Origin of the sequence: Citrobacter sp. Cb023 (genome assembly GCF_030336805.1) — a bacterium.
GTDB lineage: Bacteria > Pseudomonadota > Gammaproteobacteria > Enterobacterales > Enterobacteriaceae > Citrobacter > Citrobacter braakii.
This window is the reverse complement of sequence record NZ_JAOWCV010000033.1, coordinates 42,040-59,682: the sequence shown is the minus strand read 5'-3', so window position 1 is coordinate 59,682 and position 17,643 is coordinate 42,040. Positions and strand designations below refer to the sequence as shown.

Genomic DNA, 17,643 nt, shown 5'->3' with positions numbered 1-17,643 from the left:
CTTCTGTTAACTGACGGAAGAACAGAGAATCGGGCCTTTGCGCCTGAATGTTGCGGAGAAAAAGCATGGCGGGGAATGACCGCGAGCCAATTGGACGTAAAGGGAAACCCTCGCGTCCGGTGAAACAAAAGGTGAGCCGTCGTCAACTCAGAGATGAAGAGTATGACGACGATTATGATGATGATGACTATGAGGATGAAGAACCGATGCCGCGTAAGGGTAAAGGCAAAGGGCGTAAGCCTCGTGGTAAACGCGGCTGGTTCTGGCTGCTGGTAAAACTGTCGATTGTTTTTTTGGTGCTGATCGCCATTTACGGCGTTTATCTGGACCAAAAAATCCGCAGCCGTATAGATGGTAAAGTCTGGCAGCTTCCTGCGGCAGTATATGGCCGTATGGTTAACCTTGAGCCAGAAATGCCGATCGGCAAGAACGAGATGGTGAAACTGCTGGAGGCTACGCAGTATCGTCAGGTGACGAAGATGACGCGCCCTGGCGAATTCACCGTGCAGGCGAAAAGCATCGAGATGATCCGTCGTCCGTTTGATTTTCCGGACAGTAAAGAAGGGCAGGTGCGCGCGCGTCTGACCTTTGATGGCGACCATCTGGATACCATCGAGAATATGGATAACAACCGCCAGTTTGGTTTCTTCCGTCTCGATCCGCGACTGATTACCATGCTCTCTTCGCCTAACGGTGAGCAGCGCCTGTTTGTCCCGCGCAGTGGATTCCCGGATCTGCTGGTGGACACGCTGCTGGCGACCGAAGATCGTCACTTCTATGAGCATGACGGTATCAGCCTCTATTCCATTGGCCGTGCGGTGCTGGCGAACCTGACGGCGGGGCGCACGGTACAAGGGGCCAGTACGCTGACCCAGCAACTGGTGAAAAACCTGTTCCTGTCCAGCGAACGTTCCTATTGGCGTAAAGCCAACGAAGCCTATATGGCGCTGATCATGGATGCGCGTTACAGCAAAGACCGCATTCTTGAGCTGTACATGAACGAAGTCTATCTCGGTCAAAGCGGTGACAATGAGATCCGCGGCTTCCCGCTGGCGAGCCTCTACTACTTTGGCCGTCCGGTGGAAGAGCTGAGCCTCGACCAGCAGGCGCTGCTGGTAGGGATGGTTAAAGGGGCGTCAATCTATAATCCGTGGCGTAACCCGAAGCTGGCACTGGAGCGTCGTAACCTGGTGCTGCGTTTGCTACAACAGCAGCAGATTATCGACCAGGATCTGTATGACATGCTGAGCGCGCGTCCGTTAGGCGTACAGCCGCGTGGTGGGGTGATCTCACCGCAGCCCGCCTTTATGCAGATGGTGCGCCAGGAGCTACAGGCGAAGCTGGGCGATAAAGTTAAAGACCTCTCCGGCGTGAAGATTTTCACCACCTTTGATTCCGTGGCGCAGGATGCTGCAGAAAAAGCGGCGGTGGAAGGTATTCCGGTGCTGAAGAAACAACGTAAGCTGAGCGATCTGGAGACCGCGATTGTGGTGGTCGACCGCTTCAGCGGCGAAGTGCGTGCCATGGTCGGGGGGGCAGAACCGCAGTTCGCTGGTTATAACCGTGCGATGCAGGCACGTCGTTCGATTGGTTCTTTGGCTAAACCAGCGACCTATCTGACCGCGCTCAGCCAGCCGAAGCTGTATCGTCTGAATACCTGGATTGCCGATGCCCCGATTGCGCTGCGTCAGCCTAACGGCCAGGTGTGGTCGCCGCAGAACGATGACCGTCGCTATAGCGAAAGCGGAAAAGTGATGCTGGTAGATGCGTTAACGCGCTCAATGAACGTGCCAACGGTAAATCTGGGGATGGCGCTGGGCCTGCCTGCCGTAACCGATACCTGGCTGAAGCTGGGCGCGCCGAAAGATCAGCTTAACCCGGTTCCAGCCATGCTGCTGGGGGCGTTGAACCTGACGCCGATCGAAGTGGCGCAGGCGTTCCAGACTATCGCCAGCGGCGGGAACCGTGCGCCGCTGTCGGCGCTGCGTTCGGTGATTGCCGAAGATGGTACGGTGCTGTATCAGAGCTTCCCGCAGGCCGAGCGTGCCGTTCCGGCGCAGGCGGCGTATATGACGCTGTGGACCATGCAGCAGGTGGTTCAGCGTGGTACGGGGCGTCAGCTTGGCGCGAAATATCCTGGGCTTCATCTGGCAGGGAAAACCGGGACCACTAACAACAACGTGGATACCTGGTTTGCCGGGATCGACGGCAGCCAGGTAACCATCACCTGGGTGGGCCGTGATAACAACCAGCCAACCAAGCTGTACGGTGCCAGCGGTGCGATGTCGATTTATCAGCGTTATCTTGCCAACCAGACGCCAACACCGCTGGTGCTGACGCCGCCGGAAGATGTGGTGGATATGGGCGTGGACTACGACGGTAACTTCGTTTGTAGCGGGGGGATGCGTACGCTTCCGGTATGGACTACCGATCCTGATTCGCTGTGTCAGCAGGGTGAAATGATGCAACAGCCGACCGGGAATCCGTTTGATCAGTCAACGCCGCAGCAGCAGCCTCAACAGCAGCAGCAACAACCGGCGCAGCAGGAAAAGAAAGATAGCGACGGTGTCGCTGGCTGGATAAAGGATATGTTCGGCAGTAACTGATATTGCTCAAAACCCGCTTCGGCGGGTTTTTCTTCTTTGGTCCATTCTCAGGGCCGAATAACATTCCAGCCTAATTTATTAACCCTTTCTTTTCATCTGGTTATTTCTTAACCCCTCAGTTTTAGTAGGGACGCGTATTGCTTGCTATCTCGCCAGAGTTTCGAATATTATGCTGCCGTTATAATAATAATTCTCGTTTACGTTATCATTCACTTTCATCAGAGAAATACCAATGGCGCGTCTTAAAACTGCTCAGCCAAGTTCATCGCTGCGTAAAATCGCAGTAGTGGTAGCCACAGCGGTTAGCGGCATGTCTGTCTATGCACAGGCGGCGGTTGACCCGAAAGAAGAAACCATCACCGTAACTGCTGCACCTGCCGCACAAGAAAGCGCATGGGGGCCAGCGGCAACCATCGCCGCACGACAGTCTGCTACGGCGACCAAAACCGACACCCCGATTCAAAAAGTTCCTCAGTCTATTTCAGTGGTCACCGCCGAAGAGATGGCGTTGCATCAGCCGAAATCAGTTAAAGAGGCGCTCAGCTATACGCCTGGCGTAGCCGTAGGCACCCGCGGCGCGTCTAACACCTATGACTACCTGATTATTCGCGGATTTGCCGCCGACGGCCAAAGTCAGAATAACTATCTGAATGGCCTGAAGATGCAGGGTAACTTCTACAACGATGCGGTAATCGACCCGTATATGCTGGAACGCGCTGAAGTGATGCGCGGTCCGGTTTCCGTTCTTTACGGAAAGAGTAACCCTGGCGGCTTGTTGAACATGGTCAGCAAACGCCCGACCACAGAGCCGTTAAAAGAAATTCAGTTCAAGATGGGCACTGACAGCCTGTTCCAGACCGGTTTTGACTTCAGCGATGCGCTGGATGACGATGGTGTGTACTCATACCGCCTGACCGGCTTGGCGCGTTCCGCGAATGCGCAGCAGCAGGGCGCGGAAGAACAACGCTACGCCATCGCGCCATCGTTCACATGGCGTCCGGATGATAAAACGAACTTTACCTTCCTCTCCTACTTCCAGAACGAGCCGGAAACTGGCTATTACGGCTGGTTGCCGAAAGAGGGGACGGTGACTGAGCTGCCGAACGGCAAGCGTCTGCCTACCGATTTCAACGAAGGTGCGAACAACAATACCTACTCTCGTAACGAGAAGATGGTGGGCTACAGCTTCGACCACGAATTTAACGACACCTTTACCGTGCGTCAGAACCTGCGTTACGCGCAAAACAAGGTTTCGCAGAACAGCGTGTATGGCTACGGTATGTGCTCTGATCCGCTCTATACAAAGGATCCGGCTAACAGTCCTTGCGCCAGCGTTCCTCAGTCCGAGTGGGCTCACACGCTGACTCGTCAGTATGTTGACGATAATGAGAAATTGCAGAACTTCGCTGTTGATACCCAGTTGCAGAGCAAATTCGCTACCGGTTCCGTGGATCACACATTGCTGACCGGCGTTGACTATATGCGGATGCGTAACGATATCAACTCCTGGTTTGGTTGGGCTGGTTCGGTAGCGCCTTCAGATATTTATAACCTTGATCGCAGCGACTTTGATTTTGGGGCACATACTGGACCGGGCGCTGCCTACCGAGTTCTGAATAAACAGGAACAAACGGGCCTGTACGCTCAGGATCAGATGCAGTGGGATAAGGTGCTGGTCACTCTGGGCGGTCGTTACGACTGGGCTAAGCAGGACTCACTGAACCGCGTTTCTGGCGTGCTGGATTCCCGTGATGACAGACAGTTCACCTGGCGTGGCGGTGTTAACTACCTGTTCGACAACGGTGTGACTCCGTATTTCAGCTACAGCGAATCGTTTGAACCTAGTTCTCAGGTCGGGGAAAGCGGTAATATCTTTACTCCATCTAAAGGTAAGCAGTACGAAGCGGGCGTGAAGTATGTGCCGAGCGATCGTCCGATCGTGATCACCGGTGCTGTTTACCAGTTGACCAAAACCAACAACCTGATGGCCGACCCGAACGGATCATTCTGGTCAGTTGAAGGCGGTGAAATTCGCTCACGTGGTGTGGAAATTGAAGCGAAAGCGGCGCTGTCAGCCAGCGTTAACGTGGTCGGTTCTTATACCTATACCGATGCGGAATACACCACTGACACCAACTACAAAGGTAACACGCCTGCTCAGGTGCCAAAACATATGGCATCACTGTGGGGGGATTACACCCTTTATGACGGCGCGCTTTCCGGGCTGACGTTGGGTACGGGTGTTCGTTATACTGGCTCCAGCTATGGCGATCCGGCAAACTCCTTCAAAGTGGGAAGCTATACGCTGGTGGATGCGTTAGTACGTTACGATCTGGCGCGCGTCGGCATGGCGGGTTCCAACGTGGCGCTGCATGTGAACAACCTGTTTGACCGTGAGTACGTCGCCAGCTGCTTCAATACCTATGGCTGCTTCTGGGGCGCAGAACGTCAGGTCGTTGCAACCGCAACCTTCCGTTTCTAATTTCTTTTTGGGCACGCTTTGCGTGCCCGTTTTACAAGTTGGCTGCTATGCAGGAAAACAGATCCCATCCCGACACCACTTTCGCGTTGCGTAATGTCTCCTTTCGTGTGCCTGGCCGCACGCTTTTGCATCCTCTCTCATTAACTTTTCCGGTAGGGAAAGTGACCGGCCTTATCGGTCACAACGGGTCCGGAAAATCGACGTTATTGAAAATGCTGGGACGTCATCAGCCGCCGTCGGAAGGTGAAATCCTGCTCGACGAACAGCCGCTGGAGAACTGGAGCAGTAAAGCGTTTGCCCGCAAGGTCGCCTATCTGCCGCAGCAGTTGCCGCAGGCCGAAGGGATGACGGTGCGTGAACTGGTGGCGATTGGCCGCTATCCGTGGCACGGGGCGCTGGGACGTTTTGGCGTTGCCGACAGAGAGAAAGTAGAAGAAGCTATTTCGTTGGTCGGCTTAAAACCGCTGGCGCACCGCCTGGTGGATAGCCTGTCCGGCGGAGAACGCCAGCGTGCGTGGATTGCCATGCTGGTGGCGCAGGACAGCCGCTGTCTGCTGCTTGATGAGCCGACTTCCGCGCTGGATATCGCTCATCAGGTTGACGTGCTGGCGCTGGTGCATCGCTTAAGCCAGCAGCGTGGGCTAACGGTGATTGCGGTGCTGCATGATATCAACATGGCGGCCCGCTACTGCGATTACTTAGTTGCGCTGCGCGGTGGTGAAATGATTGCGCAAGGAACGCCTGCTGAACTGATGCGCAGTGAAACTCTGGAACAGATTTACGGTATCCCGATGGGCATTTTGCCGCATCCGGCCGGTGCCGCACCCGTGAGTTTTGTCTATTAATGATTGAATTACATCATATTACCCGTCGGCGTCTGCTTACGGCGATGGCGCTCTCGCCGCTGCTGTGGCGGATGAATACGGCGTCCGCCGCGGCGATTGATCCGCAGCGTATTGTGGCGCTGGAATGGCTGCCGGTAGAGCTGTTGCTGGCGCTGGGTATTACGCCGTATGGCATTGCGGATATCCCTAACTACAAGCTGTGGGTCAGTGAGCCACCTCTACCGGACTCGGTGATTGATGTCGGGCTACGCACGGAACCCAATCTCGAACTGCTGACCGAAATGAAACCCTCGTTTCTGCTCTGGTCGGCAGGCTATGGTCCTTCCCCGGAAAAGCTGGCGCGTATTGCACCTGGTCGGGGATTTAACTTCAGCGACGGTAAAAAACCTCTGGTCGTTGCGCGACAATCGCTGCAGGAAATGGCGCAATTGTTCAATCTGCAGGACTCTGCTGAACGCCATCTGACTGAGTACGATCGTTTTATTGCCAGCCTGAAGCCGCGCTTCATTCAACGCGGCGCGCGCCCTGTGCTTCTCACCTCTCTGCTTGATTCGCGGCATATGCTGGTGTTTGGCCCAAACAGCCTGTTTCAGGACGTGCTGGACGAATATGGGATCCCCAACGCCTGGCAGGGAGAGACAAACTTTTGGGGCAGCACTGCCGTGAGTATTGACCGTCTGGCTGCTTTTCAGGATGTCGATGTATTGTGCTTTGATCACGGCAACGATAAAGAGATGGCTGCACTGATGTCTACGCCGTTGTGGCAGGCGATGCCCTTTGTTCGCAGTGGACGTTTTCAGCGCGTGCCGGCCGTCTGGTTCTATGGCGCAACGCTATCAGCCATGCATTTTGCCCGCATTCTGGATAATGCGCTGGGAGGCAAAGCGTGAGTAAACGTATCGCGCTGTTCCCCATTCTCCTGCTGACGGTTCTGTTTGTTGCCGCCTGTTGGCTCACATGGGTTAACTTCTCCGTTGCGCTACCGCGCAACCAGTGGCAACAGGCTATCTGGTCACCGGATATCGATGCCATTAAACAGATGGTTTTCCACTACAGCCTGCTGCCGAGGCTGGCGATTTCGCTGTTGGTCGGTGCCGGGCTGGGACTGGTCGGCGTATTGTTTCAGCAGGTGCTGCGTAACCCACTGGCGGAGCCAACCACGCTAGGCGTTGCGACCGGTGCGCAGTTGGGCATTACCGTCACGACGCTGTGGGCTATTCCCGGTGCGCTCACCACGCAATTTGCTGCGCTGGCAGGTGCTTGTGTCGTTGGGGCGCTGGTGTTTGGCGTCGCCTGGGGTAAACGTCTTTCTCCGGTGACGTTAATCCTTGCCGGACTGGTGGTCAGCCTGTACTGCGGGGCGATTAACCAGTTGATGGTTATCTTCCATCACGATCAACTGCAAAGCATGTTTTTATGGAGCAGCGGCACGCTAACCCAAACCGACTGGAGCGGCGTACAGCGACTGTGGCCGCAACTGCTGGGCGGCGTGATGCTGACTCTGCTGCTGTTGCGTCCAATGACGCTGATGGGACTGAATGACGGCGTGGCGCGTAACCTCGGTCTGGCGTTGTCGCTGGCGCGCCTGGCGGCCTTATCGCTGGCGATTGTCATCAGCGCCTTGCTGGTTAACGCGGTTGGGATTATCGGCTTTATTGGCCTCTTTGCACCGCTGCTGGCGAAAATGCTCGGCGCGCGGCGTCTGTTGGCGCGTCTGATGCTGGCCCCGCTGATTGGTGCGTTGATCCTCTGGCTCTCTGACCAAATCATTCTGTGGCTGACCCGCGTATGGATGGAGGTCTCCACCGGTTCGGTGACGGCGCTGATTGGTGCGCCATTGCTGCTGTGGTTGTTGCCGCGCCTTAGAAGTATGAGCGCACCGGATATGAATGCCAGCAACCGTATCGCCGCGGAGCGTCAGAATGTACTGATGTTTGCGCTGGCGGGTGGGGTGGTTTTGCTGCTGACTCTGGTGGTGGCGCTGTCGTTTGGCCGCGATGCGCACGGCTGGACATGGGCCAGCGGCGCGATGCTGGATGAACTGATGCCCTGGCGCTGGCCACGTATTCTGGCGGCGTTGATTGCCGGGGTGATGCTGGCGGTAGCGGGCTGTATTATTCAGCGTCTGACCGGAAACCCAATGGCGAGCCCGGAAGTTCTGGGCATTAGCTCCGGCGCGGCATTTGGCGTGGTGTTAATGCTGTTTCTGGTCCCCGGAAATGCATTTGGCTGGCTGCTGCCCGCAGGGAGTCTCGGGGCTGCGGTCACCTTGCTTATCATTATGATTGCCGCCGGGCGCGGTGGTTTTTCGCCGCACCGTATGCTGCTGGCAGGGATGGCGCTCAGTACGGCGTTTACTATGTTGTTGATGATGCTGCAGGCCAGCGGCGATCCGCGTATGGCGGGCGTGCTGACCTGGATCTCCGGCTCAACCTATAACGCGACGGGCGAACAGGTACTGCGCACCGGGATTGTGATGGTTATCCTGCTGGCACTGACACCGCTGTGTCGTCGTTGGCTGACGATTTTACCGCTCGGCGGCGATACGGCGCGTGCGGTGGGTATGGCGATCACGCCGTCACGCGTAGGGTTACTGCTGTTGGCTGCGGGGCTAACGGCGACAGCAACCATGACCATTGGACCGTTGAGTTTTGTCGGGCTGATGGCTCCGCATATTGCCCGAATGATGGGTTTTCGTCGCGCGATGCCGCATATGCTGATTTCGGCGCTGGCGGGAGGTGTGCTGCTGGTCTTTGCTGACTGGTGCGGCAGGATGGTGCTGTTTCCGTATCAGATCCCGGCGGGATTACTGTCGACGTTTATTGGCGCGCCGTACTTTATCTATCTGCTACGTAAGCAGAGTCGCTGAGGTTAATCTCTTCCATTTAGGCTGAGTCGCCATTCGGCAATAAAAAAGCCGGGTGGCGGCTTCGCCTTACCCGGCTTACATTATTTCTGGACGTTCTCTTTTACAATTTCGCAAACACCCGGCGCGCGGCGTCGATGGTGTTATTGATATCGTCTTCACTGTGCGCGACGGACATAAAGCCCGCTTCGAAGGCGGACGGCGCCAGGTAAATCCCTTCATCCAGCACCATGTGGAAGAAACGCTTGAAGCGTTCAACGTCGCATGCCATCACATCCTGATAGCAGGTCACGGTTTCTGCATCGGTGAAGAAAATCCCGAACATCCCGCCCACATGGTTAACCACCAGCGGAATATTCGTTTCTGCGGCGGCTTCCAGCAGACCTTCCGCCAGACGCGTCGTCAGTTCGTTCAGCGTTTCATGAATACCCGGCTGGGCCACTTCGTTCAGACAAGCAAAGCCTGCCGCCATCGCAATCGGGTTACCTGAAAGCGTACCCGCCTGATATACCGGACCGGTTGGCGCCAGCGCGTCCATCACATCACGGCGACCGCCGAATGCGCCAACGGGCATCCCGCCACCGATGATTTTGCCAAGGCAGGTCAGATCCGGAACGACGCCGTAATAATCCTGCGCACCGGCCAGCGCCACGCGGAAACCGGTCATGACTTCATCGATGATCAACAGCGCGCCAAACTCATCACACAGGGCACGCAGGCCCGGCAGGAATTCTGGCAGCGGCGGGATGCAGTTCATGTTGCCTGCGACCGGCTCAACGATAATGCAGGCGATCTCCTGCGGATACTGTTCAAATGCCGCACGAACTGAAGAGAGATCGTTGTAGGTGCAGGTCAGGGTGTGTTTCGCAAAATCGGCTGGAACGCCCGGGGAGTTTGGCTGACCCAGCGTTAACGCGCCGGAACCAGCTTTAACCAGCAGGCAGTCGGCATGACCGTGATAGCAACCTTCAAATTTGATTATCTTATCGCGACCGGTGAAACCGCGCGCCAGACGGATTGCGCTCATCGTCGCTTCCGTACCGGAGTTCACCATACGCACCATATCCATGGTCGGCACAAGTTCAGTGACCAGCTCCGCCATTTTCACTTCCATCTCGGTCGGCGCGCCGAAGCTTAAACCGCGCTCCGCGGCTTCAATCACCGCATTGCGAATTGCCGGGTGGTTATGGCCCAGTACCATCGGTCCCCAGGAACCGACGTAATCGACATAGGCTTTACCATCGACATCGTACAGATACGCGCCGTCCGCTTTTTCGATAAACAGCGGAGTACCACCCACGCCAGTAAAGGCGCGAACGGGGGAGTTAACGCCGCCAGGGATAAGTTCGCGTGCTGCGCTGTAGAGATTTTCAGACTTACTCATGGATGGGGTCCTGGTTCGTAGAAAAAGTAAATGCCCGCTATTCTAGTTATTCAGAGAAGGTTATGAAAGTTTTACGCATTTGAAACAATGCGATTTGCAGGGGATTTTCGTGAAATGTGCGAGTAGAATGCCGATTCCGTATTTGTATTACCAATTAATGATCATCTGATGAAGACTGACTCTCCCTCTTTTGAAGCACAACAAATTGTGCGTTTACGCCGCAGGGATCAAATCCGTCGACTCCTGGAACGCGACAAAACGCCGTTGGCGATCCTGTTGATGGCCGCCGTTGTCGGTACCGTGACGGGGCTTGTTGGCGTGGCATTTGAGAAAGCGGTGACCTGGGTGCAAAATCAGCGCATTGGCGCCCTGGCCCAGGTTGCGGACCATGCCATTCTGCTTTGGCCGCTGGCGTTTATTCTCTCTGCATTGCTGGCGATGGTCGGCTATTTTCTGGTTCGTAAATTTGCGCCGGAAGCGGGAGGCTCGGGGATCCCTGAGATTGAAGGCGCGCTGGAAGAGCTACGACCTGTGCGCTGGTGGCGCGTTCTGCCGGTGAAATTTATTGGCGGCATGGGCACGCTGGGAGCCGGTATGGTGCTCGGGCGAGAAGGGCCGACCGTACAGATAGGCGGGAACATTGGGCGCATGGTGCTGGATATTTTCCGCATGCGCAGCGCCGAAGCGCGACATACCCTGCTGGCCACCGGTGCGGCTGCGGGTTTGTCGGCGGCGTTTAATGCGCCTCTGGCTGGGATCCTGTTCATTATTGAAGAGATGCGCCCGCAGTTTCGCTATAACCTCGTCTCGATCAAAGCCGTGTTTACCGGCGTTATTATGTCGAGCATTGTGTTTCGTGTGTTCAACGGTGAAGCACCGATTATTGAAGTCGGAAAGCTGTCTAATGCGCCGGTAAATACGCTGTGGCTGTATCTTGTGCTGGGGCTTATTTTTGGCTGTGTCGGGCCGTTGTTCAACACCATGGTGTTGCGTACCCAGGATATGTTCCAGCGCTTCCACGGCGGTGAAATTAAAAAATGGGTGCTGATGGGTGGCGCGATTGGTGGCCTGTGCGGGATCCTGGGATTAATTAAACCGGAAGCGGCAGGCGGCGGGTTTAACCTGATTCCTATCGCCGCGGCGGGTAATTTTAGCGTCGGTTTACTGCTGTTTATATTTATTACCCGGGTGATCACCACGCTGCTGTGCTTCTCTTCCGGCGCGCCCGGTGGGATTTTTGCCCCGATGCTGGCGCTGGGTACGTTACTTGGCACCGCGTTCGGTATGGCCGCGGCGGCCTCTTTTCCACAGTATCATCTGGAGGCCGGAACCTTTGCCATTGCCGGAATGGGGGCTTTGCTGGCGGCTTCGGTACGTGCACCGCTAACCGGTATTGTACTGGTGCTGGAGATGACCGATAACTATCAGCTCATTTTGCCAATGATTATTACCTGTCTTGGCGCAACACTATTAGCCCAATTCATGGGTGGAAAGCCGCTATACTCGACTATCCTTGCCCGCACGCTGGCAAAACAGGAAGCGGAGCAGGCAGCAAAAAGCCAGAGTACCGCCGCTGGCGAGAATACTTGAACGAAATACCAGGGTATTAGATAATGGCCTTAACCATTGGGTTATAATTTGCCCAATTGCCAATGTCGTTTGGAGCAAAATATGAGTGATGACGTAGCGCTGCCACTGCAATTTACTGAAGCAGCAGCCAATAAAGTAAAAAGCCTGATCGCTGACGAAGATAACCCGAATCTGAAATTACGCGTGTATATCACCGGCGGTGGTTGCAGCGGTTTCCAGTACGGTTTCACCTTTGATGATCAGGTGAACGATGGTGATATGACCATTGAGAAACAAGGTGTGGGTCTGGTGGTTGATCCGATGAGCCTGCAATATCTGGTGGGCGGCGCGGTTGACTATACCGAAGGTCTGGAAGGTTCCCGCTTCGTTGTGACTAACCCCAATGCGAAAAGCACCTGCGGGTGTGGTTCTTCTTTCAGCATCTGATTGCTGCCTGTAATACCGATGGTCTGATGGTGTAGGCCCGGTAAGCGTAGCTCCACCGGGCAATGTGCCGGTTGGCGGCGTAAACGCCTTATCCGGCCTACATGTTCTGCATCATCACATCAGCGCCCGTTATCATCCAGAGCAAACGTCGGCAATTTCAAATGCCAGCGAATGGCGGCAAGCCGAATCAGCAGGGTGACGATCATCCCCATCATACTGGCGTTTTCCAGCGATACATTAAAGGTATAAAACGCTGTCGCATGCACGATCCCGCCGATAATACATGCCGTGGCGTAGATTTCGGTGCGCAGAATCATCGGGACTTCACGAGCTAACACGTCGCGAATGATCCCGCCGCCGACGCCGGTAATCACCCCCATACAGATCGCCACCAGGGGGCCCGTCCCTGCGAGAAATGCTTTATTGACGCCAATCCCCACGAACACAGCCAGGCCAACGGCATCCAGCACTGGAAGGATCCACTTCGGTAAACGTCGTGGCTGACGTACCAGCAGGATTGTCAGCATGCTGGTGATCATTGCCACCACCAGATCGGTGGGATCCTTAACCCAAAATACCGGCCCATGATCCAGCGCCATATCGCGGATCGTTCCGCCGCCAACGGCGGTAACCACCCCGAGGACCAGGACGCCAAACGGGTCCATTCGCAATTTTCCGGCCAGTAAGACGCCAGAGATAGCAAATACCGCGGTACCGACAATATCCAGCCAATAGACGAGCATTTTTAAATCCTCACAACAGACCTGGTGGGGGCAGGCGCTAATTTATCTGTGAAAGCGCATTACAGAGTTGTTTTGCGGCGAGGATAATACGCGGGCTCGCGCGTTCGAACCAGTCACTATTAAGTGTAATAATGGGTATTTTTAGCTGGTTTCCCCAGTATTGTTCAATTTTCAGAGTTTCGCCTGGCCCTCCGGTTGCAACAATAGCCTGGGGCGCTCGTGCCAGGACCTGCTCACGGCTAACCTGCGGCCAGGGGACCCGACTGCCGGCAAAGATGTTTTCTCCACCGCATACCTCAAGAACTTCGTGCTGAATGGAGCCTTTTCCACTGGTAAACAGAGGATTTGCGCCAAACTGGAGAAACACGCGTTTTTTCGGTTTGTTGGCATACCGAGATTTTAGTAAAGCATAGTCATCAAGCATAGTTTGCGCCGCCTGTTTAGCCTGCTCAGGCTTTGGGCTCCACGCTGCCAGCTGGCGGAGCGCATCGGCGACCTGCTCGATGGTTACGGCGTCCACCCAGATGACCTTAATTCCCAGGGCGGTCAGCTGATTCACCTGCCGCTCAGCATTTCCCCCGCGCCAGGCGACGACTAAATCCGGTTTAAGCGCCACAATGCGTTCAAGGTTCATACCTTGCCAGGTGGAAACCTCCTCGATATTTTTGGCCGCTGGCGGGTAGTTTGAGTAGCTACTGACGCCTACGGGTGTAATGCCGGCGGCAAAGGCGAGTTCGGTATTGGCAGGAGAAAGCGTCACAACACGCGGTGCGGCGTACAGGAACGCCGGAAGAGTGAATAGCAGGGCGACCAGCGCCCTGGAGAGTAATTTAGCCATGCGCCAGTTTCTGTACCAGCGTTTCAACCATCAGGCTTGACTGTTTCGCGGCAACAACCAGGAACTCGTCAAAGCTGAGATGGGACTGCTGATCGGCGACGTCAGAGATGGCGCGAACCACGACAAACGGCACATTGAAGTTATGGCACACGTGCGCAATCGCGGTCGCTTCCATCTCAACGGCAATGGCCTGCGGGAAGTTATGCTTAATTTTAGCCAGACCCACGGAGCCATTAATGAAGGCATCGCCGCTGACGATAAGTCCGCGAACGGCGTTCAGATTGAGTTGTGCAATGCAGGATTCTGCTGCAGCAATCAGCGCAGGATCGGCTTTAAAACCAGCCGGGCAGCCCGGTAACTGACCAAATTCATAGCCAAAGGCGGTGACGTCGGCATCGTGATAGCGCGCTTCGTCAGAAACCACAATATCGCCGACTTTCAGCGTAGAGGCCAGGCCGCCCGCGGAACCGGTGTTAATGATGGCATCCGGCTTGCAGCGTTCAAGCAGCAGCGTAGCGCCCAGCGCCGCCGCCACTTTACCGATACCTGATTTCAGTAGCGCAACCTCTGTACCGTTCAGTTGGCCGGTGTAAATTTCACAACCGCCGAGAGAGAGGGTCTGACGGTTTTCGATTTTGTCACGCAGCAGCGTAACTTCTTCTTCCATTGCACCAATGATGCCGATTTTCATAGATTTACTCGCGATAAGCCAGATTTGAGGGCATAGTCTATCATGCGCTTAAGGGGTAGCGCATTTCTCAGGCGGGAGAGGATATGGTACAGATCGATTTCCGAAAAAAAATAAACTGGCATCGTCGTTACCGTTCGCCGCTGGGCGTGAAGACGGAGCATGAGATCCTGCGTATTTTCGAAAGCGATCGTGGACGTATTATCAATTCTCCGGCTATTCGCCGACTGCAACAAAAAACCCAGGTCTTTCCGCTGGAACGTAACGCGGCGGTGCGCACGCGCCTGACGCACTCGATGGAAGTTCAGCAAGTTGGGCGCTATATCGCTAAAGAGATCCTCAGCCGACTGAAAGAACTAAAACTGCTGGAGCAGTATGGTCTGGATGAACTGACGGGACCGTTTGAGAGTATTGTCGAAATGTCGTGCCTGATGCATGACATCGGCAATCCGCCGTTTGGTCATTTTGGTGAAGCGGCGATTAATGACTGGTTCCGCCAGCGGCTGTATCCCGCCGACGCGGAAAGTCAGCCCCTCAGCGATGACCGCTGCCTGGTGGCGGCGTTACGTTTGCGCGAAGGCGAAGAGTCGCTGAATGATATTCGCCGTAAGGTGCGCCAGGACCTGTGCCATTTTGAAGGTAATGCCCAGGGGATTCGTCTGGTGCATACTTTGATGCGTATGAATCTTACCTGGGCCCAAGTTGGCGGTATTTTAAAATATACCCGTCCGGCGTGGTGGCGTGGAAGTACGCCTACGACGCATGACTATTTAATGAAGAAACCGGGCTATTACCTTTCTGAAGAACCGTATATTGAACGGTTACGTAAAGAATTATCATTAGCGCCCTACAGTCGCTTTCCATTAACCTGGATAATGGAGGCTGCCGATGATATCTCTTATTGCGTGGCTGACCTGGAAGATGCCGTTGAGAAAAGAATCTTTAGCGTCGAGCAACTTTATCACCATCTGCATGAGGCGTGGGGGCATCACGAAAAAGGTTCCCTGTTTAGCCAGGTAGTTGAGAATGCCTGGGAGAAATCACGTTCAAATACATTAAGCCGGAGCACGGAAGATCAGTTCTTTATGTATTTACGCGTCAATACGCTGAATAAACTGGTGCCGTATGCAGCCCAGCGGTTTATTGATAATTTACCGCAGGTTTTTGACGGCAGCTTTAATCACGCGCTATTAGAAGATGCCAGTAGCTTTAGTCAGTTGCTGGGGGTCTATAAAAATGTGGCGGTAAAACACGTATTTAGTCATCCGGACGTTGAGCAGTTGGAATTGCAGGGGTATCGGGTGATCAGCGGGTTGCTGGAGATCTATCAGCCTTTATTAAAAATGTCCCAGTCAGATTTTACTGAGCTAGTCGACAATGAAAGAGTTAAACGTTTTCCTATCGAATCACGATTATTTCAGAAGTTGTCTACTCGCCATCGTCTTGCTTATGTCGAGGCGGTTAGTAAAATATCAACGGGTTGCGCTGAGTTTTCGGTAATGGAATATTATTATCGCTGCCGGCTGATTCAGGATTATATCAGCGGGATGACCGATCTGTATGCCTGGGATGAATATCGTCGCTTGATGGCCGTAGAACAATAAATACTCATTTGTAAAGACGGCCAATAAAATTTTACTTTTTCCTTAAACTCAATTCTGGAACTTAGCGCTATAAAACGACTCTGACGTATACAGCAATTTTGCGTTACCTGTTAATCGAGAACGAAACACATGAAAAAAACCACATTAGCAATGAGTGCACTGGCTCTGAGTTTAGGTTTGGCGTTGTCCCCCCTGTCTGCCACAGCGGCTGAGACGTCGTCTTCAGCAATGACCGCCCAACAGATGCCAAGCCTGGCCCCGATGCTCGAAAAAGTGATGCCATCGGTGGTAAGTATTAACGTCGAGGGGAGCACGACGGTAAATACGCCGCGTATGCCGCGTAATTTCCAGCAGTTCTTCGGTGATAATTCACCATTCTGCCAGGACGGTTCACCGTTCCAGAGTTCACCGTTCTGCCAGGGCGGCGCGCCGGGCGCTGACAACGGCGGCGGCCAGCAGCAGAAATTTATGGCGCTGGGTTCCGGCGTAATTATTGATGCCGCGAAAGGGTATGTCGTGACCAACAACCACGTGGTGGATAACGCCACGGTGATTAAGGTTCAGTTGAGCGATGGCCGTAAATTTGATGCGAAGATCGTGGGTAAAGATCCGCGCTCCGATATCGCGCTGATCCAAATTCAGGATCCGAAAAACCTGACGGCGATTAAGCTGGCAGATTCCGACGCGCTGCGTGTGGGTGATTATACCGTAGCAATTGGTAACCCGTTTGGCCTCGGTGAGACCGTGACCTCCGGTATTGTTTCTGCACTGGGCCGTAGCGGCCTGAACGCGGAAAACTACGAAAACTTTATTCAGACGGATGCCGCGATCAACCGGGGTAACTCCGGTGGCGCACTGGTTAACCTGAACGGTGAGCTGATCGGTATTAACACCGCGATCCTTGCGCCGGACGGCGGTAACATCGGTATCGGCTTTGCAATCCCGAGCAACATGGTGAAAAACCTGACGTCGCAGATGGTTGAGTTTGGTCAGGTTAAACGCGGTGAGCTGGGTATTATGGGTACCGAGCTGAGCTCTGAGCTGGCGAAAGCGATGAAAGTTGATGCTCAGCGTGGCGCATTTGTCAGCCAGGTGATGCCGAACTCTTCCGCAGCGAAAGCAGGTATTAAAGCCGGGGATGTGATTACCTCCCTGAACGGTAAACCGATCAGCAGCTTCGCCGCCCTGCGTGCGCAGGTGGGTACGATGCCGGTAGGCAGCAAAATTAACCTTGGCCTGTTGCGTGACGGTAAGCCGGTCACTGTGAATCTGGAACTGCAGCAGAGCAGCCAGACTCAGGTTGATTCCAGCTCTATCTTCAAAGGCATTGAAGGGGCTGATATGAGCAACAAAGGCCAGGACAAAGGGGTCGTGGTCAGCGAGGTGAAAGCGAATTCTCCGGCTGCACGGATTGGCCTGAAGAAAGGGGATGTGATTATCGGCGCGAACCAGCAGCCGGTGAAAAATATCGCCGAACTGCGCAAAATCCTCGACAGCAAACCGGCTGTACTGGCGCTGAACATTCAGCGTGGTGACAGCTCCATCTATCTGTTGATGCAGTAATCTCACTA

13 protein-coding genes and 1 pseudogene are annotated in these 17,643 nt (G+C 54.6%); 10 read left to right on the top strand and 4 right to left on the bottom strand.

The window, feature by feature from the left end; translation table 11 throughout:
- Positions 1-65: 65 nt before the first annotated feature.
- From mrcB to fhuB, 5 genes are all read left to right on the top strand, one after another.
- Entirely contained in the window at positions 66-2,606 is a 2,541-nt protein-coding gene (gene mrcB / locus OGW44_RS08790) for a bifunctional glycosyl transferase/transpeptidase (RefSeq protein ID WP_016151745.1), read from the top strand.
- Positions 2,607-2,838: 232 nt separating this feature from the next.
- Positions 2,839-5,088 (top strand): ferrichrome porin FhuA, encoded by a 2,250-nt coding sequence (gene fhuA / locus OGW44_RS08785; protein ID WP_016151746.1) that lies wholly within the window; start codon positions 2,839-2,841, stop codon positions 5,086-5,088.
- A 47-nt stretch (positions 5,089-5,135) separates the two neighbouring features.
- The gene (fhuC, locus tag OGW44_RS08780) at positions 5,136-5,933 is read left to right on the top strand and encodes a Fe3+-hydroxamate ABC transporter ATP-binding protein FhuC (protein WP_003845793.1); all 798 of its coding nucleotides are present in this window, start codon (positions 5,136-5,138) and stop codon (positions 5,931-5,933) included.
- Complete coding sequence (gene fhuD, locus OGW44_RS08775; RefSeq protein WP_049042714.1) at positions 5,933-6,823, top strand: Fe(3+)-hydroxamate ABC transporter substrate-binding protein FhuD; 891 nt, start codon at positions 5,933-5,935, stop codon at positions 6,821-6,823. The genes fhuC and fhuD overlap by 1 nt, the downstream gene beginning before the upstream one ends.
- Complete coding sequence (gene fhuB, locus OGW44_RS08770) at positions 6,820-8,802, top strand: Fe(3+)-hydroxamate ABC transporter permease FhuB (RefSeq protein WP_185654728.1); 1,983 nt, start codon at positions 6,820-6,822, stop codon at positions 8,800-8,802. Before fhuD ends, fhuB begins: the two co-directional genes overlap by 4 nt.
- Positions 8,803-8,902: 100 nt before the next feature.
- Here fhuB and hemL read toward each other — a convergent pair whose 3' ends face one another.
- Positions 8,903-10,183: a glutamate-1-semialdehyde 2,1-aminomutase gene (gene hemL / locus OGW44_RS08765; RefSeq protein WP_185654727.1), complete on the bottom strand. Its 1,281-nt coding sequence runs from the start codon at positions 10,181-10,183 to the stop codon at positions 8,903-8,905.
- Positions 10,184-10,351: 168 nt separating this feature from the next.
- On the opposite strand from hemL, the gene clcA reads away from it, so the two are divergent.
- The 3 genes and pseudogenes from clcA to erpA all read left to right on the top strand — a co-directional run bounded on the left by clcA (position 10,352) and on the right by erpA (position 12,199).
- Positions 10,352-11,773, top strand: a complete 1,422-nt coding sequence (gene clcA, locus OGW44_RS08760) for a H(+)/Cl(-) exchange transporter ClcA (RefSeq protein WP_019078400.1) — start codon at positions 10,352-10,354, stop codon at positions 11,771-11,773.
- Positions 11,774-11,796: 23 nt separating this feature from the next.
- Positions 11,797-11,862: pseudogene (gene yadW / locus OGW44_RS08755) on the top strand (small protein YadW).
- On the top strand, positions 11,855-12,199 hold the full coding sequence (gene erpA / locus OGW44_RS08750; protein WP_003018581.1) for an iron-sulfur cluster insertion protein ErpA: 345 nt from the start codon (positions 11,855-11,857) through the stop codon (positions 12,197-12,199). Before yadW ends, erpA begins: the two are co-directional and overlap by 8 nt.
- A gap of 119 nt (positions 12,200-12,318) precedes the next feature.
- Here the strand turns inward: erpA and OGW44_RS08745 are convergent, their stop codons facing one another.
- Genes OGW44_RS08745 through mtnN form a run of 3 tightly spaced genes read right to left on the bottom strand, consistent with a single transcriptional unit; the run spans position 12,319 to position 14,471 of the window.
- Positions 12,319-12,942 carry a TRIC cation channel family protein gene (locus tag OGW44_RS08745; protein ID WP_006686772.1) on the bottom strand — a complete coding sequence of 208 codons (624 nt, stop codon included), beginning with the start codon at positions 12,940-12,942 and terminating at the stop codon, positions 12,319-12,321.
- A gap of 37 nt (positions 12,943-12,979) precedes the next feature.
- Complete coding sequence (btuF, locus tag OGW44_RS08740) at positions 12,980-13,780, bottom strand: vitamin B12 ABC transporter substrate-binding protein BtuF (protein WP_016155723.1); 801 nt, start codon at positions 13,778-13,780, stop codon at positions 12,980-12,982.
- Positions 13,773-14,471 carry a 5'-methylthioadenosine/S-adenosylhomocysteine nucleosidase gene (gene mtnN / locus OGW44_RS08735; RefSeq protein WP_016151752.1) on the bottom strand — a complete coding sequence of 233 codons (699 nt, stop codon included), beginning with the start codon at positions 14,469-14,471 and terminating at the stop codon, positions 13,773-13,775. Before mtnN ends, btuF begins: the two co-directional genes overlap by 8 nt.
- Before the next feature lie 83 nt (positions 14,472-14,554).
- Here mtnN and dgt point away from each other — a divergent pair, with 83 nt between their 5' ends.
- Both dgt and degP read left to right on the top strand, forming a co-directional pair.
- The gene (dgt, locus tag OGW44_RS08730) at positions 14,555-16,072 is read left to right on the top strand and encodes a dGTPase (protein WP_075847986.1); all 1,518 of its coding nucleotides are present in this window, start codon (positions 14,555-14,557) and stop codon (positions 16,070-16,072) included.
- 129 nt (positions 16,073-16,201) lie between these two features.
- Positions 16,202-17,635, top strand: a complete 1,434-nt coding sequence (gene degP, locus OGW44_RS08725; RefSeq protein WP_016151754.1) for a serine endoprotease DegP — start codon at positions 16,202-16,204, stop codon at positions 17,633-17,635.
- The last annotated feature ends 8 nt before the right edge of the window (positions 17,636-17,643 follow it).